Source organism: Paenibacillus sp. JCM 9796 (assembly GCF_055379675.1).
In genome coordinates, this window is sequence record NZ_AP043723.1 from 299425 (window position 1) to 316980 (window position 17556).

The 17556-nt window shown below is 53.9% G+C and carries 16 protein-coding genes; 2 read left to right on the plus strand and 14 right to left on the minus strand.

Annotated elements, in window-relative coordinates:
- Window positions 1-54 precede the first annotated feature (54 nt).
- From ACZ439_RS01425 to ACZ439_RS01450, 6 genes are all read right to left on the minus strand, one after another.
- Window positions 55-642 (minus strand): GerMN domain-containing protein, encoded by a 588-nt coding sequence (locus tag ACZ439_RS01425; RefSeq protein ID WP_155614858.1) that lies wholly within the window; start codon window positions 640-642, stop codon window positions 55-57.
- Between the two features lie 12 nt (window positions 643-654).
- A complete protein-coding gene (locus tag ACZ439_RS01430) occupies window positions 655-2232 on the minus strand; it encodes an N-acetylmuramoyl-L-alanine amidase family protein (protein WP_054797739.1) in 1578 nt (525 codons plus the stop codon).
- 158 nt (window positions 2233-2390) lie between these two features.
- Entirely contained in the window at window positions 2391-3746 is a 1356-nt protein-coding gene (locus ACZ439_RS01435) for an AAA family ATPase (RefSeq protein ID WP_372814461.1), read from the minus strand.
- 139 nt (window positions 3747-3885) lie between these two features.
- A complete protein-coding gene (locus ACZ439_RS01440; protein WP_054797741.1) occupies window positions 3886-4422 on the minus strand; it encodes a hypothetical protein in 537 nt (178 codons plus the stop codon).
- A gap of 188 nt (window positions 4423-4610) precedes the next feature.
- Window positions 4611-5108, minus strand: a complete 498-nt coding sequence (locus tag ACZ439_RS01445; RefSeq protein WP_054800084.1) for a cell wall elongation regulator TseB-like domain-containing protein — start codon at window positions 5106-5108, stop codon at window positions 4611-4613.
- Window positions 5109-5133: 25 nt separating this feature from the next.
- A complete protein-coding gene (locus tag ACZ439_RS01450; RefSeq protein WP_464620546.1) occupies window positions 5134-6432 on the minus strand; it encodes an amidohydrolase in 1299 nt (432 codons plus the stop codon).
- Window positions 6433-6704: 272 nt separating this feature from the next.
- Between ACZ439_RS01450 and ACZ439_RS01455 the strand changes: the two genes are divergently transcribed.
- Complete coding sequence (locus ACZ439_RS01455; RefSeq protein ID WP_127607985.1) at window positions 6705-7325, plus strand: DUF47 domain-containing protein; 621 nt, start codon at window positions 6705-6707, stop codon at window positions 7323-7325.
- A 59-nt stretch (window positions 7326-7384) separates the two neighbouring features.
- Window positions 7385-8383 (plus strand): inorganic phosphate transporter, encoded by a 999-nt coding sequence (locus tag ACZ439_RS01460; RefSeq protein ID WP_054797743.1) that lies wholly within the window; start codon window positions 7385-7387, stop codon window positions 8381-8383.
- Between the two features lie 60 nt (window positions 8384-8443).
- On the opposite strand, the gene ACZ439_RS01465 is transcribed toward ACZ439_RS01460, so the two are convergent.
- The 8 genes from ACZ439_RS01465 to ACZ439_RS01500 all read right to left on the minus strand — a co-directional run bounded on the left by ACZ439_RS01465 (window position 8444) and on the right by ACZ439_RS01500 (window position 17552).
- Complete coding sequence (locus tag ACZ439_RS01465; RefSeq protein ID WP_054797744.1) at window positions 8444-9064, minus strand: redox-sensing transcriptional repressor Rex; 621 nt, start codon at window positions 9062-9064, stop codon at window positions 8444-8446.
- Entirely contained in the window at window positions 9061-11925 is a 2865-nt protein-coding gene (gene dinG / locus ACZ439_RS01470; RefSeq protein WP_127608000.1) for an ATP-dependent DNA helicase DinG, read from the minus strand. The genes ACZ439_RS01465 and dinG overlap by 4 nt, the downstream gene beginning before the upstream one ends.
- Window positions 11926-12030: 105 nt before the next feature.
- Complete coding sequence (locus ACZ439_RS01475; protein ID WP_155614856.1) at window positions 12031-12687, minus strand: tetratricopeptide repeat protein; 657 nt, start codon at window positions 12685-12687, stop codon at window positions 12031-12033.
- A 75-nt stretch (window positions 12688-12762) separates the two neighbouring features.
- Entirely contained in the window at window positions 12763-13146 is a 384-nt protein-coding gene (panD, locus tag ACZ439_RS01480; RefSeq protein WP_054797745.1) for an aspartate 1-decarboxylase, read from the minus strand.
- Between the two features lie 66 nt (window positions 13147-13212).
- The gene (panC, locus tag ACZ439_RS01485; RefSeq protein ID WP_054797746.1) at window positions 13213-14079 is read right to left on the minus strand and encodes a pantoate--beta-alanine ligase; all 867 of its coding nucleotides are present in this window, start codon (window positions 14077-14079) and stop codon (window positions 13213-13215) included.
- Between the two features lie 2 nt (window positions 14080-14081).
- Complete coding sequence (gene panB / locus ACZ439_RS01490) at window positions 14082-14942, minus strand: 3-methyl-2-oxobutanoate hydroxymethyltransferase (protein ID WP_127607983.1); 861 nt, start codon at window positions 14940-14942, stop codon at window positions 14082-14084.
- Between the two features lie 310 nt (window positions 14943-15252).
- Entirely contained in the window at window positions 15253-16224 is a 972-nt protein-coding gene (locus ACZ439_RS01495; RefSeq protein ID WP_054800082.1) for a biotin--[acetyl-CoA-carboxylase] ligase, read from the minus strand.
- Window positions 16221-17552, minus strand: a complete 1332-nt coding sequence (locus tag ACZ439_RS01500; RefSeq protein WP_054797747.1) for a CCA tRNA nucleotidyltransferase — start codon at window positions 17550-17552, stop codon at window positions 16221-16223. The genes ACZ439_RS01495 and ACZ439_RS01500 overlap by 4 nt, the downstream gene beginning before the upstream one ends.
- Window positions 17553-17556 lie beyond the last annotated feature (4 nt).

Sequence of the window (17556 nt, forward strand, 5' to 3'; positions counted from 1 at the left end):
AGGGCGAACTCCTCTCGGTCTCTTCGGATGTCAGTTATCGGATGGCTCTTACGGCTATCGTTTGATAGGATGCGGAAGCTCCATATGCCCCATCAAGCTTTCGACTTGTTTGCCGTCGAGCAAAATTTCAATCGTCTTCACTTCGCTGAATTGAAATAACGTTTTCTTCAAAGCGTCCAGCAGCATTTCTTCGCCCGGCGAGCCAAGACGCGCCGCGTCCGGCAGGGAGAGGTCAACGGTGACTTGACCGTCTTTCAGCACGGCCGATTTGAACGAGATCTCTTTGCACAAGGAGATCGTTGTATCGTCCGGCGTTTTTTTCAACTGATTCAACGCGGTCAAATATTGATCGGCCTCGTTCTTGAACTCGATCTTGGCTTGCTGCTCTACGAGCTTCGTGAACTCGGCGTCGCTGTAATACGTTTTAATGACCTTCGATATCTTGGACTGCTCGGACGCTGCGGCAGGCGCTTGTGAGTTCGAACCGCCGCCGGACGTTTGGCCTTGTTCCGTTTGGTGGGCGGGCTGCTCAGCCGTTTGGTTCGGTTGTGTTCCGTTTAACGGTTTGGCTTGTCCGCACCCCGACAGCACGACCGCGAGAATGGCTGCGGCGGTTAAGGTATGACGCCAATGGTTTTGCATGGAAACCACTCCTTATTCCAGATGAAGCTGCTTCTTGATGCCTCGTACGATGGCTGCAGCTACCTGGTTTTGAAAAGCATCTTGAAACATTAGTTCTTCTTCGGTCTTGTTGCTCATAAATCCGATTTCCAGCAGCACCGACGGCATGGTCGTTTCGCGGACGACGTGCAAATCCCCGAACTTTACCTTGCGGTCCGGAAAACCTGTGGCGTTCAGCAGTTCCTGATGCATAATCTTTGCAAAAGGCAGGCTTTGCTCCGTGTTATAGAACGTTTCCGTTCCGCCGATTGATTCTTTGCTGCCGGAGTTGGCATGGATCGATACGAACAGATCGGCGTCCGCATTGTTCGCCATCGCGACACGGTCCTGCAATTTCACGAACGTATCGTCCGAGCGCGTCATGGCAACCTGAATGTTCGGCTCCTTCTCGAGCAGCGCGGCCACCTTCTTGCCGACCGCAAGGACGAACGTCTTCTCTTGACGTCCCGTCGCTTTAGAGCTCGTGCCCGGATCTCCGTCTCCATGACCCGGATCTACATAGACGAGAAACTTCGAACGCCGCTCCGGGAATTGAATCGAGAACTGACCCGGCTTATCGGAAGGCGTATAGCTGAATGGAACCTTCTTAGCCAAATCTACTACTATTCTAACGATAGAATCTTCTTTTGAAAATAGAGAGTAGCGAATTTTTGATACCTTGTCGTTGGCAAGCGCCAAGATTCCTTCGGATTGGCCGTTCATTACAGCCGTTAATGCGGTATCGAGCTCTACGCCGGGCACGTCGATCACAAGACGGTCCGGATTCGATAAACGGAAAATTTTCGGGTTTAACACGCTCTCGCTTGACGTGTGTACGACAAGCTCGTCGTTGTTCAGGGCAATCGCATAAACCGCATTCGGCAAAGTCGCGGCGTTACCCGCCCCGACCGGCAGCTCGCCTGCCTTCACCGGCTGTCCGTCCGGTACGGGCAGCACCGCCGTTTGATCTTTGCCTGCTCCGCCGCTCGCCGGGAGCTCTTGCTGCGATCCGCTTCCCCCGCCGTTCGGTTTCGGGTCGTCTTTCGCCGCGGGCGGCTGTCCCGAATTCGGGCTGCCCGGCTTTGAGGCAACGCCTCCGGCGTTAACGTCCGGTTGACCGGCTTCAACAGGCTTGGCGCCGCTGTCTTCTTGCTTGTACATAAAGACCGAACGCGTCAGCTCGTCCCACGTCACTTTCGTATTCAATTGTTCGACCACAAAACGAAGCGGCAGCATCGTATTCCCGCCAATAATGACCGGCGGCGCTTCCAACTGATGCGTTTTTCCGTTCACCACGGCGGATGTTTTGTCGATAAACAGCTGGATACTCGTTTGTCCTTGATCGACGCTGACCTTCCGCTGCTTGGCATCCCAAGACACCTTGGAACCTAGAGATTCTGCGATAATCCGGACCGGCACGATCGTATTGCCGTTGACGATGCGGGGGGATACTTCGGGGACCAACTGCTTTCCGTTCATAAACAATTGAATCGACGGCGATTCGGCAAAAACGGCCGGAATCAGCAATAACGACAGCAGCAGCAGCGTAAACCAAGACGTTAGAAACTTCATCGTACACCTCGAACCTCAAAAATTTGACAATTTCTATTACTCTATTAGACTATGATTCGCCAAAAAAGTTGCAGGTTCGGTCATTTTTTTTGATTTCGCCGGAAATCATGCGAAAAAGGGGCAATCTCATCGGATTGCCCCTTGTTATTATCTAAAATCTATGCGGTTTGCTGTGCAGCTTCAATCTTCTTGAGCAGTTCGCGGAATTGATCGCCGGACAACACTTCCTCAGCGGTCAAAATGTCCAGCGATTCCATGAACACCTGGCGATGACGCTCCAGCAATTCGCGCGTCGACTGCGTCAGCTCGTCCAAAATCGCCGCATTCTCCCTCATCAGCTCCTGCTTCGTCACCATATTGCGGTCGATGATCCCGAGCTTCGTCAAACCGGAATCCATCATCGTGCGAACCATCTGCAGCGCCTGCTCGAAATCGTTGCGCGAGCCGGTGCTGCGGCTACCGTAGAACATCTCTTCGGCCACGGAACCGCCAAGCGCGATCATGATCTGCTCTTCAATTTGCTGTTTCGTGTACAAATACTGGTCGGCCTGCGGATTGTGCCGTACGAATCCGAGCGCCTTGCCGCGCGGACTAAGAGACACTTGAGATACCGATCCCGGGCGAACGCATTCGGCCACGATGGCGTGTCCAAGCTCGTGCAGCGCGACCCGGTCCCGTTCCTCCTTCGTCGATTCGCGGTCCGTCTTCTCGCCCAGCATGACTTTATCGACGGCGAGCGACAAATGCCGGGCTTTGATCGTCTCGGATTGTTCGCGCATCGCATAAATCGCGGCTTCGTTCATGACACTCTCAAGCTGCGCGCCGGAGAACTGGAACGTCTCTTTCGCGACCGCCTCCAAATCGACATCCTCGGCGATCGGTTTATTTTTCGCGTGAATCTTCAGTATATGCAGACGCCCCTTCTTATCGGGCAAATCGACCTCAATATGCCGGTCAAATCGGCCGGGACGCAGCAAAGCGCTGTCGAGCATTTCCTTGCGGTTCGTCGCGGCCATAATCAGCACGCGCGGACTTTCAGTCGTATGAATACCGTCCATTTCGGTAAGAAGCTGGTTCAAGGTCTGGTCATATTCGCGTTGTTGACCGCCTTCCCGCTTCCCCCCGATGACGTCAATCTCATCGATAAAGACAATCGCGCTTTCTTTATTTTCCTTTACGGCGCGAGCGCGGGCTTCTTTAAATAAATCGCGAATTCGGCTTGCCCCGACACCGACATACATTTCAACAAACTCACTGCCGGAAGCCGCCATAAACACAGAATTCGTATAGTGCGCGGCCGCTTTCGCCATCAACGTCTTCCCCGTTCCCGGAGGTCCTGTCAGTAATATGCCCTTCAACGGCCGTATGCCGAGCTTCTTAATATCTTCATGCCGAATAATAAAATCAAGCGCTTCTTTCAGTTCCCGCTTCGCCCGCTCTTGTCCGCCAATGTCGTCGAACGTCATAAATACCGGAGATTTCGCTCTTGCCTTCCGGTCCGAGCTGAGCCCCATGCCGCTGCGGGCACGGCTCATATACAGGAAGGTACCCAAAATGACAGACATAAATACAATCGGGATGATGTTCACACCCAGGAAATATAAGAAAAAGATCACGACCGGCACGGCGCCGATCAAAATTTCTTTACCGTACTTACTCACTTGGCCACACCCCCATTTTCGCAGGCGTTCTAGGCAGCATGATATATTTGCTCGATTCACCGTCCGTTAACGTAATATAAACATACCGATCGTCCATTTCAGTCGTCGCGCGGATCCCGTTCGGGTCAGCTCCCGTATGCGCCTGCAGCGTCTTCGGAATTTGCGCGTATTGCTTCGTTTCCATCGCTTGCGCGACCTCGAACAACACCGAAGACCACCAGGCATCAAGCCGCGGCGAAGAACCGTTTTGCACCTTGATCTGAAGCTCGCGGTCGCCGATGACCGGCTTTCCTTCCGTTTGAATGGTGCTGTACACTTCCCGCAAGCTCTTGCCCGCGGCCAGTTTCACGTCAATGGCAGCCTTGTCCGCAGTCAAATGTGTAGATACGAGCTCAACGCCCTCAATCCCGTTGACGATCTTCTGCAGCGGATTTTCCATCGCATAGCTTTGATAGGCGAAATACCCTCCAAACAATAACGTAGAGGAGATTACAACGCTCAATATGACAGGTAAGAGACGTAACTTCATAAGCTGACGTCCCCCTTTCTTTGAATATATTTAATTGGGTGCGCACAATTCGTATATCAACATTTCTGTATTGAAAGTATATCATATAATATATACGCGTTGTGTATACAAAGTGTGGCAATTCCAAAGCAACGCAAAACCGCCTCGGCTCGTGCATATGCACGAACCGAGGCGGCTGAGGCCGGACTTTATTGGATGGACAAACGCCATGTATCGATCCAGGCGCCATCCTGAAACTGATAATAATCGTAAAAATGCTGTTCGCGATCTTGCCCTTCCGGTGTCAGCTTGTAGAACACTTCCCATACCGGCTTGTCGTTCATGATGCCGGGTGTCGCCCTGAGTATAGTCGCCGAAGGGTGCTTGGCCGTTACTTTAGCCGCAGCCTCGGACATCGGGATGCCGCTGGCAGCCATCTCCGTACGTATCTCGTTCTCGCCCACCCATACGTATACCGGCTGACCGAGCTTATTTTCCCCTGTAATGACCGTATACGACTTATCGCTTATAAACCTCTCGACCTTAACTGCTTTCGTCAGTACGGTCTTCTCATAAGCGCTGATTACAGCTGCGCGCTGTACGGTCCACTCATCGGCCGACACCGCGCGGTACAGCCAATTGAAACCGACCGCGGCGACAATCAATATAGCGGCCGCGGATAGCGACCATTTCCATCGTTTACGCACGGACGGCGCTCCTTTCTGGCGTTCGTTACACGCTCGTCAAACGTTCGAAACTGCGCTGCGCCTCAGCTTTGATTTTCTCTTCGTCCAACGTAAGACATTCCCCCTTGCGCACGACCCAGCGACCGTTAATGCAAACATCGGTCACATCGCGCGAGCTTGCAGCGTACACCACATGAGAGATGACGTTCGTGCGCGGATAATAGTGCGCTTGGTCCAGATCCAGCGCGATAAAGTCAGCCTTCATCCCCTTGCTTAACGCGCCCACGTCGTTCAGCCAAATCGATCTCGCCCCGTCCAGCGTCCCCATTCTTAACGCTTCCGCAGCGGAAACCGCAACCGGATCACCGGATACCCCTTTATGAATTAACGCTGCAAGACGCACTTCTTCGAGCATGTCCAGATTGTTGTTGCTCGCCGCGCCGTCCGTTCCGAGCGATACCAGTACGCCCGCTTTCATTAAATCCGGCACACGCGCTACCCCGCTCGCCAGCTTAAGATTGCTGCCGGGGTTGTGAGAGACCCGGACGTCGTATCGCTTCAGAACGGCGATCTCCTCATCGGTCAAATGAACGCCGTGCGCAACGAGCGTCGGCCGCGAGAACACGCCGAGCTTCTCCAAGTGAGCAACCGGCCTAGCTCCGTACTGGTCCACATTGTCCTGCACTTCCCGGGCCGTTTCGGACATATGCGTATGAATCGGCAAATCAAGATCGTGCGCCGCCTGCACAATTCGCTCAATATAGTCGGGCGGGCATGTATACGGACCGTGAGGCGACATCATCGCCGTAATGCGTCCTTCGGCTTGTCCGTGCCAATCTTTGGCGAATTGGACGGCTTCAGCTAATTTAGCGTCCTGCACATCGCGCGGACATAAACCGATCACCCCGCGCGTCAGGCAAGCGCGAATTCCGCTTTCCGCGGACGCCTGAGCCACTTCGTTCATATGATCGTACATGTCGACGAAGGTCGTCGTCCCGCCTTTAAGCATCTCCAGTATCGAAAGCAGCGTCCCCGCGCGAACGTCCGCCGCAGTGAACCTGGCTTCCATCGGCCACATTTTTTCCTGAAGCCATACCTGCAGCGCCATATCGTCACCATAGCCGCGAAGCAGGGACATCGCCGCATGACCGTGCGTGTTGACGAATCCGGGCATAAACAGCTTGCGGCTGCCGTCGACCGTTTCGTCGAACGAATCGCTTGGATCCGGCGTGCCTTCCCCAATATGTACAATTCGCTCTCCTTCTACAATCATAAATCCGCGAACGAGCGGCTGCCGTTCATCCATTGTAATAAAAAGTCCGTTCGTAATTACCGTTCTCTTCATCGTTTCCGTTCCTTTCCTCTTCGCTACATTCCCGTTATCAATGTACAATTTCAACGACGCAAAATCAAGCAGCAAGCGGTGCGAGAGCCTTTCGCACCTTCACATGGAAGGATGCACATCATCATAGACGATTCTGGAGAAACTAGGATTGCATTTCGACATTCGAGTGTGTTATTTTTAATTTTGTGTTAATTTACCCCTTATTTCTACATAAACCGTAGTTACAGTATTTATATATTGTAAATTTACGATAAATTTAGGAGGCGAAAGCCATGTTGTTTACAAAAAAGAACGATACCGATTTTTTACTGCTGCTCATTAAGGCTTCTGAAAACACGCTGCAGGCCGCTCAAGTTTTCCGAACCGCCATGATGGGATCGGAGCCGCCGGCGAACTTCTACCCCCAGCTGCGGGATTTGGAGCATGCCGGAGATCAAATCACGCATCAAATTTTCAAGGGCTTGAATAAAGTGTTCATTACGCCTTTGGACCGGGAAGACATTATGGAGCTCGCTTCCAAGGTCGACGACGTGCTCGACGGAATTGAAGCATCGATCGCACGTTTTGACTATATGAACATTACGTTTACCGATAAATATATGAAGGAATTTTCTGCGGTGCTCGTAGCCAGCTGTCAGCATATCCTCGATGCCTTCAAGCTGCTGTCCAAGAAAAAGTATATGCAGCTGACGGAGCATACCGTGCAAATCAACAGCTTGGAAAATGAAGGAGACCGTTTAATGCGCGAGGGCATCCGTGAAATTTTCACCAATCCGAAAGATCCTTACCACGATTTTAAATTGAAAGAAATGTACGAACGCCTTGAGCAAACGACCGATGCCTGTGAAGATGTCGCCAACATCTTGGAGAGCGTTGTGCTGAGATACTCTTAACCTTGCCGGCCAGTCCGGACCGGTTAGTGGTAATATGCACAATGACTTAGGAGGAAATTATGTTAACCATATTGATTGTAGTCGTTGCTTTGGCGCTTCTGTTCGATTTTATCAACGGATTTCACGATACGGCCAATGCTATCGCTACTTCTATTTCAACCAAAGCGCTGTCACCGAGATTCGCCATCATCTACGCGGCCGTTTTGAACTTTCTCGGCGCAATCTACTCGTCAGAAGTCGCTAAAACGGTGGGCGGTAAAGTCGCGAATCCGGCTACCATTGAGAACGGTATTTATATCGTCATCGCCGCCTTGATTACGGCTATACTTTGGAACTTGCTCACCTGGTATTACGGCATTCCGTCCTCTTCTTCCCACACACTTATCGGCTCGCTTGCCGGCGCCGTCATTGCAGGCGCAGGGATGGACGCTTTAAATTGGTCCGGGTTTCGTGAAATCATTCTGATTCTTGTCTTATCGCCAATTGTCGCGTTCGCTACCGGTATCGTGATTATGTGGATTATCCGGTTCTTTATTATGTCGACCGGTAACCAATCGCGTTCCAAGCTCAATCGCACGTTCCGCATTTTCCAAATTTTCTCGGCCGGACTGCTTTCCTTTTCCCACGGCGGGAACGACGCTCAGAAAGCGATGGGGATCATCGTATTCGCCTTGGTTGCGATGAACCAGCAAGACACGCTGGACGTTCCGCTCTGGGTTAAATTAGCCGCTGCAACCGCTATGGGCCTCGGAACCTCAATCGGCGGATGGCGCATTATCAAGACGATGAGCCGTAAGCTGCTGAAGATCGAGCCGATCAACGGCTTCGCTTCCGACCTGAACTCATCGATCGTCATTCAAACGTCGACCCATCTCGGGATGCCGTTATCGACAACCCACGTCATTTCCTCCTCGATCATCGGAACAGGTTCCGTGATGAGATTCCATGATGTCAAATGGGCAACGGTAACACGAATGATCTTGACCTGGATCATCACAATTCCGATCAGTATGGTGATTGCGTTCCTCATCTACAAAATCATTTACGCATTCGTATAATAATAGGACAAGCCCGTGCCGGTTCGGCACGGGCTTGTTGTTATTCATTTATCGGATAAATTAATCCAAATAATAAGCGAGGCTTTGCAGGTCCGTCGTGAAATCCGCATGGTGTACCCGTACATCGCTCGGCACTTTAATAATGAGCGGCGCAAAGTTCAAGATCGCTTCGACGCCCGCTTCGGTGAACTGGTTGGCGACCTGCTGCGCTTCCGGCGCAGGAACGGTAATAATCCCGATCCTGATCTGCAGCTCGCGAATCGTCGTCCCGAGCTCTTCCATCGGCTTTACTTTTAAGTTATTGATCGATTCGCCGATTTTGTTCGGTTGCGCGTCAAAGACAGCGACAATTTTCATGTTGTCTTTTAAATAAGCGTTGTAATTGCATAACGCGCGGCCCAAATTGCCCGCTCCGACCAGCGCGACGGGAATCACTTTATCAAGCTTCAAAATTTGTCTGATTTTCTCGATTAAATAATCGACATCATACCCGATGCCCTTCTTGCCGAATTCACCAAAATAAGCGAGATCTTTACGGATTTGGGCCGGATTCAGATCAAGTTTTTGTCCAAGATCCTGTGAAGATACGGTTGAAATATTTTTCTTGCTCAGCTCATTCAAGAATCGCAAGTAAATCGGCAGCCGTCGGACGACCGCCTCGGAAATTTTCATCGTTTTCATGCTTCGTTCTCCTCCATCCACCGCTTAATACGTGGAACCAACTGATTCGCAGTCATATGCTCGATCTTAGGTCCCGGCAGCGAATACAAGAAGTATTTCCCATAGTTCGTATCGATGACCCGGGTATCGTAAATAATGACGATCCCTTTGTCCGATGCGGTACGAACCAATCTTCCGAATCCCTGCTTGAAGCGAATAACCGCCTGTGGTACCGACAGCTTCATGAACGGATTCATATTCTTGGCCTTAAGCTTTTCCGTCTTCGCTTCCACAAGCGGATGCGTCGGCGGCTGGAACGGCAGCCGGACGATGGCCAGACAGGTGAGCGCGTCGCCCGGAATGTCGACGCCTTCCCAGAAGCTGCTCGTGCCCAGAAGCACGCAAGCAGGACTGCTCTGGAACATGCGCGTCAGCTTGCTTCGATTGCCGCTGTCCACGCCTTGTCCGAGCACGTTCACGCCGAACGGCGCCAGCATTTCCTTCAAACCGGCATGAACCGTCTTCAGCATGCGATTGGAAGTGAAAAGAACCAGCATGCGCCCTTTCGTTTCCAGCGCGACTTCGGCCAGCGACGGAATCAGGCGGTCGATAAACTCTTTGTCGCCCCCGCTTCCGCCGCGCAGCCCCGGAAAGTCCCGGGGGATAGCGACAAGCGCCTGCTCCCGGTAATTGAACGGCGAGGGAAGCTGCACCGTTCTCAATTGTCCGGATGGCTGCGATTCGTTCAGCCCCAGCTGTTCGCAGGTGTAAGCGAACGATTTGCCTACCGAGAGTGTGGCCGAGGTCAGTATTACGCTATCTTTCGGCTCGAAGAAATGCTGCTGCAGCAGCGAGCTGACATCGACCGGCACGCAATGCAGCTGAAGCGAGCGATTTTTGTTGTACAACCCGCCCTCTAACCAATACACATAGTTGTCGTCCGGCATCGTCATAAAGAAATGGAGCGCATCTTTATAACGATGAAGTTCTTTCACGGTGCCGCTTAAGTCGGTTACGACACTCTGCACTTCGAATTCGTCCTGCACCTCTTTCAGCTCGCTGACGACCTTATCCAGCTTCTTAAGCGCTTCAAGCGCGTGCAGCTGAAAATTCTCTTCAAGCACCGCGAGCTTATCCCACCCGAGGGGCAGCGCGTCCTTCCTCACCCGAAGCACGAGGCCGCCGCCTTCCTGCTGAGCCGCCGACTCCCCGCTGCGCGATGTCAGCAACTGATACAGCAGTTCCGTCAGCTGCTCCCACTCTTCTTTCATCTCCATCACTTTCTCGACCGCGCGGTCGATCTCAGCGCTCCAGCCAGCCACGCGCGGATCTTCGTCCGCCTTCTGCAAACGAAAGCGGAGGCTTGACAATTGCCCGGAACGGCCGTCCTTATACAGCCAATGAAGCGTGTTCATTAACCCGTGATAGTGAAGCTCGATCCCCAGATGCTTGCTCGCCACTTCTTCAAAATGATGAGCCTCATCGATAACAAGATGCTTATAAGCAGGCAGCAGGCGGTTGTCCGCTTTCATATCCGTAAATAAGAGCGAATGATTCGTGATGATGACGTCGGCCGTGTTCGCCTCGTGGCGGGCTCGATGGTAAAAGCATTTTTTAAACCAGGGGCAGGCGCGATTCAGGCAAGAATCGGTGTCGCTTTCCACCGTATGCCAAAACGGCTTTCCTTTGTTGGCAAAGAAAAGCTCCTCGTCGTCGCCGTGTTTCGTTTCCCCGAGCCACACGAGCATCTGCCCGGCGGTAATCCGGTCTTCCTTGCCGTTCTCGAAATCGAGCGTGTTGATTTTGTGCTCGAACTTGCGCAGGCATAAATAGTGGCTTCGCCCTTTCAACAGCGCGGCCCGGAACCCGATCGGGAACAGCTCGTGCAGCAGCGGAATGTCGCGTTCCCGCAGCTGCTCCTGCAAATTGATCGTATGCGTGCTGACGAGCACCTTCTTATCGTGCTTGAGTCCGTAGTACAGCGAAGGAATCAAATAAGCCAGCGATTTGCCGGTACCCGTGCCCGCCTCCACCATCAGATGATGTCCCGCTTCAAAAGCGCTCTCCACCTCGCTGAGCATCGTCACCTGGGCTTCCCGCTCTTCATAAGCGTCAAACCGCCGTTTAAGCACATCCTTCAGCTGCTCGTAAAAGGCGGAGAAAGGCTCCTTCAACGTCTTCGCCTCATCCTCTTCGCGAATCGATTCCTCTTCGCCCCAATCGCCGACGCCCAAAGCGAATTGGCGGAAATACCGGTCCGCATCCGGATCGAGCGGCTGGTGCAGCTCCCGGTATTGAAGCATCTCATGCACGATCCAGCCGAAGTCGTTGGTGGATTCGGCAAAGATCATATCCAGCCGCTGCAGCGTCAACAAAGGAAGCCCCTGCAGCCGCTCCATGCAGCGAATCCAGATAAGCGCCGTTACTTCGGCGTCGCTGTCCGCTTGATGCGGCCGCTCGTGTTCGATGCCGAAAGCGTGAGCCACCATCGACAGCTGCAGGGTCGACAGCCCCGGGTACAGGACGCGCAGCGCATCGAGCGTGTCGAGCACGCGTCCGTCGAACGAGAAATAACCCGTTTCATCGAGCGCCCGCTGCAAGAACCCCAAATCAAACCCGATATTATGGCCGACAAGCGCCGTATCTTGCAGCAGCGGCACCATCTCGGCCATAACCGTGTCGATTGACGGCGCATCCTTCACCATAGCGTCATCAATGCCCGTAAGCGTTGTAATAGAAGAAGGTATACTCATACCCGGATTGACGAGGGAAGTATACCTATCCGTTATTTGCATATCCTCTATAATCATGAGTCCGACTTGGATAATCCGATCGGTTGCCAGACTCCCCGTCGTTTCAAAATCCAAAACCGCAAATTTCATCGGTGCCTTTCTCAATCCCTTCCTCCACTGTTCTCAATAAGCATACCACACAACGTGGAAAAAGGAATAGCAAACTTATTTCTGCAGCACAATCGGATGAGCGTTCTAAAGCGGCTGGCCCGACCTGCGGGACTGCGAGAACGTGAAGTGAAGCCCGCCCTGTTTCTCCCGGCACACGCCCAGGTCGATCAATGGCTCGACACTGGAAGGGTCAGTGCGGTAAGCTAAATTGAACAGCTCGCAAGCTTTTTCCAGATTGTTCTGCTTCACCTGAATACACCCCATCGCGTTTAACGAGATGGCTTTCAGCTTCAGGTTTTCCGTTAACTGCGACAAAAATTGGAAATGGGAATAGCTGTCTTCCGTATGTCCTTGATGAAAATACGACATGGCGAGGTAGATCCGGGCTAGCGTGAAGTCAGGCTGATTGTGCAGCAGCTCGGCAAACTGATCGATCGCTTCGCTATACATGTGCAGCTTGTAAAAGCCTTGCCCGCGCACGAATAGATCTGATCGTTTCGCCGCAAATTCCGGATCGAGCGGATCGGCGCTGTCCAGCAGGGAAACCATGCCGGTCGCCTGCATCATTTGACCCAGCTTCTCTTCGAACAACAGCCATTCTTCAATACAGCTGTCACTCATTGCCTTCAAAGCCCGCAGCTTTTCCTTCAAATGCTTCCGCTTCACAGCGGTTGAGGACGGGTATTCCGACATCACTTCATCCAGCATTTCATTCATCGATGCAAACAGATGCTTGAACATACGCACATCCCACCTTTACGCCGCTTGGTAACATGGTATCTTCATTGTGCGTCTCCCCGTCCCGTTTCATTCGGCTTAGAGCACGGTGGAATGAATTTCTTCCTTCAATACGCTGACGACCTCGTTGCCTTCGCCCATAATGGCGATGCTCGGGGTATGCTTGCGCGCTTCTTCGTCCGTCATCATGGCATAAGATAAAATAATGACTTTATCCCCCGGCTGCACCAAGCGAGCCGCGGCGCCGTTCAGACAAATAACGCCCGAACCTCTCGAGCCTGGAATAATGTACGTTTCAAACCGGGCGCCGTTATTATTATTCACGATTTGCACTTTCTCGTTCGGGAGCATATCGAGCAAATCCAGCAGGTCTTGATCGATCGTAATGCTCCCGACATAGTTCAGATTCGCTTCCGTCACGGTAGCGCGGTGTATTTTCGCTTTGAGCATCGTGCGAAACACGGCGTTCGCCTCCTTATAGTTGGGTGTCCGCCGGCCTCTCGGGCCGGGACATGGGATAGGTGTAGGTTAAGGAATTCGGACGATACAATTATCGATCAAACGTGTCTTACCGAATTTGACCGCCAGCGCCACAATGATGCGTTCACCTTGTGTGAACGATTCGAGCGGTTCAAGCGAAGGGAACGCGAGAACCTCGGCATAATCGATTTCGGCTAACGGTGACCGGCGGATATGCGTTCGCACGTTCTCGATAAGCTGCTGCGGCGTTAAGCCGACGCCGCTCTCGGCAAGCGCCGTCTCCGCTTCGCGCAGCGCGGCCGACAATACGGTCGCCTGCTTCCGCTCCTCTTCGTTCAAGTAAACGTTCCGCGAGCTCTTGGCCAAGCCGTCCGCTTCGCGAATCGTCGGACACGGGACGATCTCCACCGGCAGGTTGAGGTCGAGCACCATTTGCTCGATGACGGCAACCTGCTGCGCATCCTTCATTCCGAAAAATGCGGCATCCGGCTGTACGATATGGAAGAGCTTGGCGACAACCGTCGCCACCCCGTCAAAGTGCCCCGGCCGCGAAGCTCCGCAAAGCCGTGTGGTGACCTCGCGCACCGACACCATCGTCTTGATCGGCTGCGGGTACATTTCGGCGACTTGAGGCAGGAAAACGATATCCGTTCCAGCCTGCTCGGCCACGGCCAAGTCCCGCTCTTCGTCGCGGGGATAACGTTCGAAATCTTCGTTCGGACCGAACTGCAGCGGGTTCACGAAGATGCTCAGCACCACGATATCGCAGGAGCGCCGCGCCGCTTCGAGAAGCGAAGCATGTCCTTCGTGCAAAAAGCCCATCGTCGGCACGAAGCCGACGCGAAGGGACGGCTGCTCCGCTCTCCGCGAGCGGATGCTCTGCCGTAAGTCTGTTATATGCTGGATGACTTGCATCGTTATCGGATTCTCCCTCCGCCGTACAGATGGCTCGCTTCCTCTTCCGTCATGCGGAACGAGTGTCCTTCAGCAGGAAACTGTCTGGCCTTCACCTCATGCACGTACTGCTGCAGCGCACCTCGTATTGTCTCACCGACGTTCGCGTAAGCCTTGACAAACCGCTTCGGCTGAACGTCCGCTCCGTAACCGAGCACATCGTGAAAGACCAGCACTTGCCCGTCACAGGACGCGCCCGCCCCGATCCCGATCGTCGGTATGGTCAACCGCTCGGTGAGCTGCTCCGCCAACTGGTCGGTCACCAGCTCCAGCACAATGGAGAACGCGCCCGCTTCTTCCAGTGCCCGGGCATCCTCCAGCAGCTTCTGAGCCTGCTCGCTCGTCTTTCCCTGCACCTTGTAACCGCCGATTTGATGAATCGATTGCGGCGTTAAGCCGACATGTGCCATGACCGGAATGCCCGCCTGCACAAGCGCCTTCACGACAGGCGCAATTTCCGCCCCGCCCTCCACCTTGACGGCTTTCGCAAGCCCTTCCTGCATGATGCGGGCGGCGTTGCGCAGCGTCTGGTCCATACTGCCGTGATACGTCATGAACGGCATATCCGTGACGACGAAACTGGATTGAACGGCTCTCGTCACGGCCTTCGTATGATAAATCATGTCATCCAGCGTGACCGGAACGGTCGATTCGTAACCGAGCACAACATTGCCGAGCGAATCGCCAACCAGAATCACATCGACGCCGGCTTGGTCGGCCAGCATCGCGGATGGGTAATCATACGCGGTAATCACACTAATCGGCGTTTTCTCTTGTTTCATTTTCCGCAGCTTGGCGGTAGTAATCGGTTTGCGCGTTTCCATGGGCAGCACCTGCTTTCTTCCGATTTTCGTCCGATGAACATAGTATTGCGATTCTTTGCCGGATTGTTGCGGAAGAACAAAAAAACCTTCCAGCTTGCCCGGGAAACGGGAGCTCAAAGGTTCACATGTCTAATTTCATATGATCCTTCTGTCTCGGTCCAATAGGCTCAGAGCAGAATCCGACATATTGCAAAAAAGTATGAAATTTTCGGTACATCATTCCATCATACCGTGAACACGGAACAAAGTGCAGTTCCTGCGAGGATACCGCCTTCGTTACTGCTCATTATACCAAACTTAACATGAAAAGTCATCTAAATTCAACGTCGCCCGAAAACATTTTGCGCACGCTGCCATCGTTTAGCCGGACGAGCAACGCCCCTTGCTCGTCGATCGCCTCGGCAAACCCTTCAACCGTCTCCTGCGGCATTCGGCACACGATCTCCCGTCCGAGCGAAACCGTCAACGCTTCCCACAGCAGCTTAATGGGCGCGAAGCCTTCCGAACGATACAGCGCGTACAAGCGCTCCCATTCCGCCAGGAGCTCCACGAACAGCAGCGAACGGTCGATTCGACGACCGGCCGCGATCGCGAGCGATGTGGCAATTGCACGAATGTCGGGAGGATAGTCGTCCTCCGTCAAGTTGACGCTAATGCCGATGCCGGCGACAACGTGCTGCAGGGTGCCGTTCTCCACGTTCGCTTCCAGCAAAATCCCTGCGACCTTGCGGCCGTCGATCAACAAATCGTTCGGCCACTTAATCCCCGCATCGAGTCCGGTCACCTGCCGGACGGCACGGCATAACGACACGGCGGTCAACAGGGTAAGCTGCGGCGTTTGAGAAAGCGGCAACCAGTCCGGACGTAAAATAAGGCTGAACCACAGCCCCTTCCCTTTCGGAGAATGCCAGCGTCTGCCCATGCGGCCGCGGCCGGCCGTTTGCAATTCGGCAAGCACGACGGCTCCCTCCGGCGCTCCGGCTGCCGTAAGCTGCTGGGCGACGATTTGAGTCGAGTCCACTTCATCGCGAAGATGAAGCTGCCTGCCGAACCGCTCCGTACGCAGGCCGGCCAGCAAGGAAGGCAAATCAAACTTCTCCGGCGCCGACAGAAGCCTGTAGCCTTTGCGCGGAATCGCTTCGAATTGAAACCCCTGCTGCTTCAGCCGCTCAATCTGCTTCCAGACGGCCGTGCGGCTAATGTTTAGCTTACCGCTAAGCTCCTCACCCGAGATATAATCGCGGTCCGACTGCTTGAACAGCTCCAATAACCGATCTGTCATCGTATTCCCTTCTCCTGCATTTCGCCGTATAGTTCCCTTGCCGCTTGGATTAACGCTTCCTTCCGATTCGGCAGCGAGCCTAAAGCCGCCTGCCGGAGCAGCGCTTGCAGCAGCTTGCCCGTCCAGGGACCGGCTTTGCCCTGCAGCGCCTCCAGCACCTCTTGCCCAGTCACCGCCAAATCCCGCAGCCGCGCAACAGGCATTTCTGCAAGCCACGCTTCGCCATGCCGAATCCACTCCGTGAATATGGGGTGCGTCACCGTATCCGTACCGGCAGCGTGGCGTATATTCCGGTCCAGCTTATAAATAGTTCTTAACGTTTGCAATCCGTCGATCCCATATCGAAGCGCCGCTTCCACCCATAGCTCTCTGGCCTCATGACTCGGTTCTCCAGCATCCCTCACCGTGTATGCAGCCAGTTCATGCATAAGCCAGGCATTCGCCTCCACGATACGGCCGACCTCTTCGATTTGTTTCTTGGCGAACGTCAGCTTCCGCATATCCGTGTCATAGTCGCCTTGACCGGCGCCCAGTTTCAAGTACAGGTAAGCCAGACGATCCTCAAGCCGCGTAAGCTTCCTCAGATCGAGTTCTCCGACGCAATCGATCTCATCGAGTCTTGCCCAGCAAAGCTTTTCTTTGGTATGCGCAAGCAAACGGCAATCCTTCAGCAAGAGCATGGCTCCGCTCGGGTCGCTTCCGGTCAGCATCCGTTCCAATTCGGCTCGAATGCGTTCCATGGCGATATGCCTAAGCAGCGGCGCAGCCCCCAGCAAAGCCAACCAGGTGCCGGACTCCGGCTTCAGGCCGTACTCCGCGGCGAACCGAATACAGCGCAGCATCCGCAGCGCGTCCTCGGAGAACCTTTCTTGCGCCGAACCGACGCAGCGCAGGATGCCGCGCTCCAAATCCGCTTGTCCGCCGAACGGGTCGATCAGACGCCCGTTCAAATCCATCGCCATGGCGTTCATCGTAAAATCGCGCCGCTGCAAATCTTCGTGCAGGCTGTCGATATATTCGACCGAATGCGGGCGACGATAATCGGAATAATCCCCTTCTTTACGGAACGTCGTGACCTCAAACGGCTGCCGATGGACGACCACCGTAACCGTTCCGTGCTGAAGTCCGGTCGGCACGGTGCGCTGGAAAAGCGCCTCCACCTGCTCCGGCCGCGCCGATGTAGCGATGTCGTAATCTTTAACCGGTCGGCCGAGCAGCTCGTCCCGCACACAGCCGCCGACGAAGTAAGCTTCGAAGCCGGCTTCATTCAGCCGGGCCACGATTCCGAGCGCATGTTGTTTTAACGCCTGCCCCTCCGTCTCTTTCATGCCG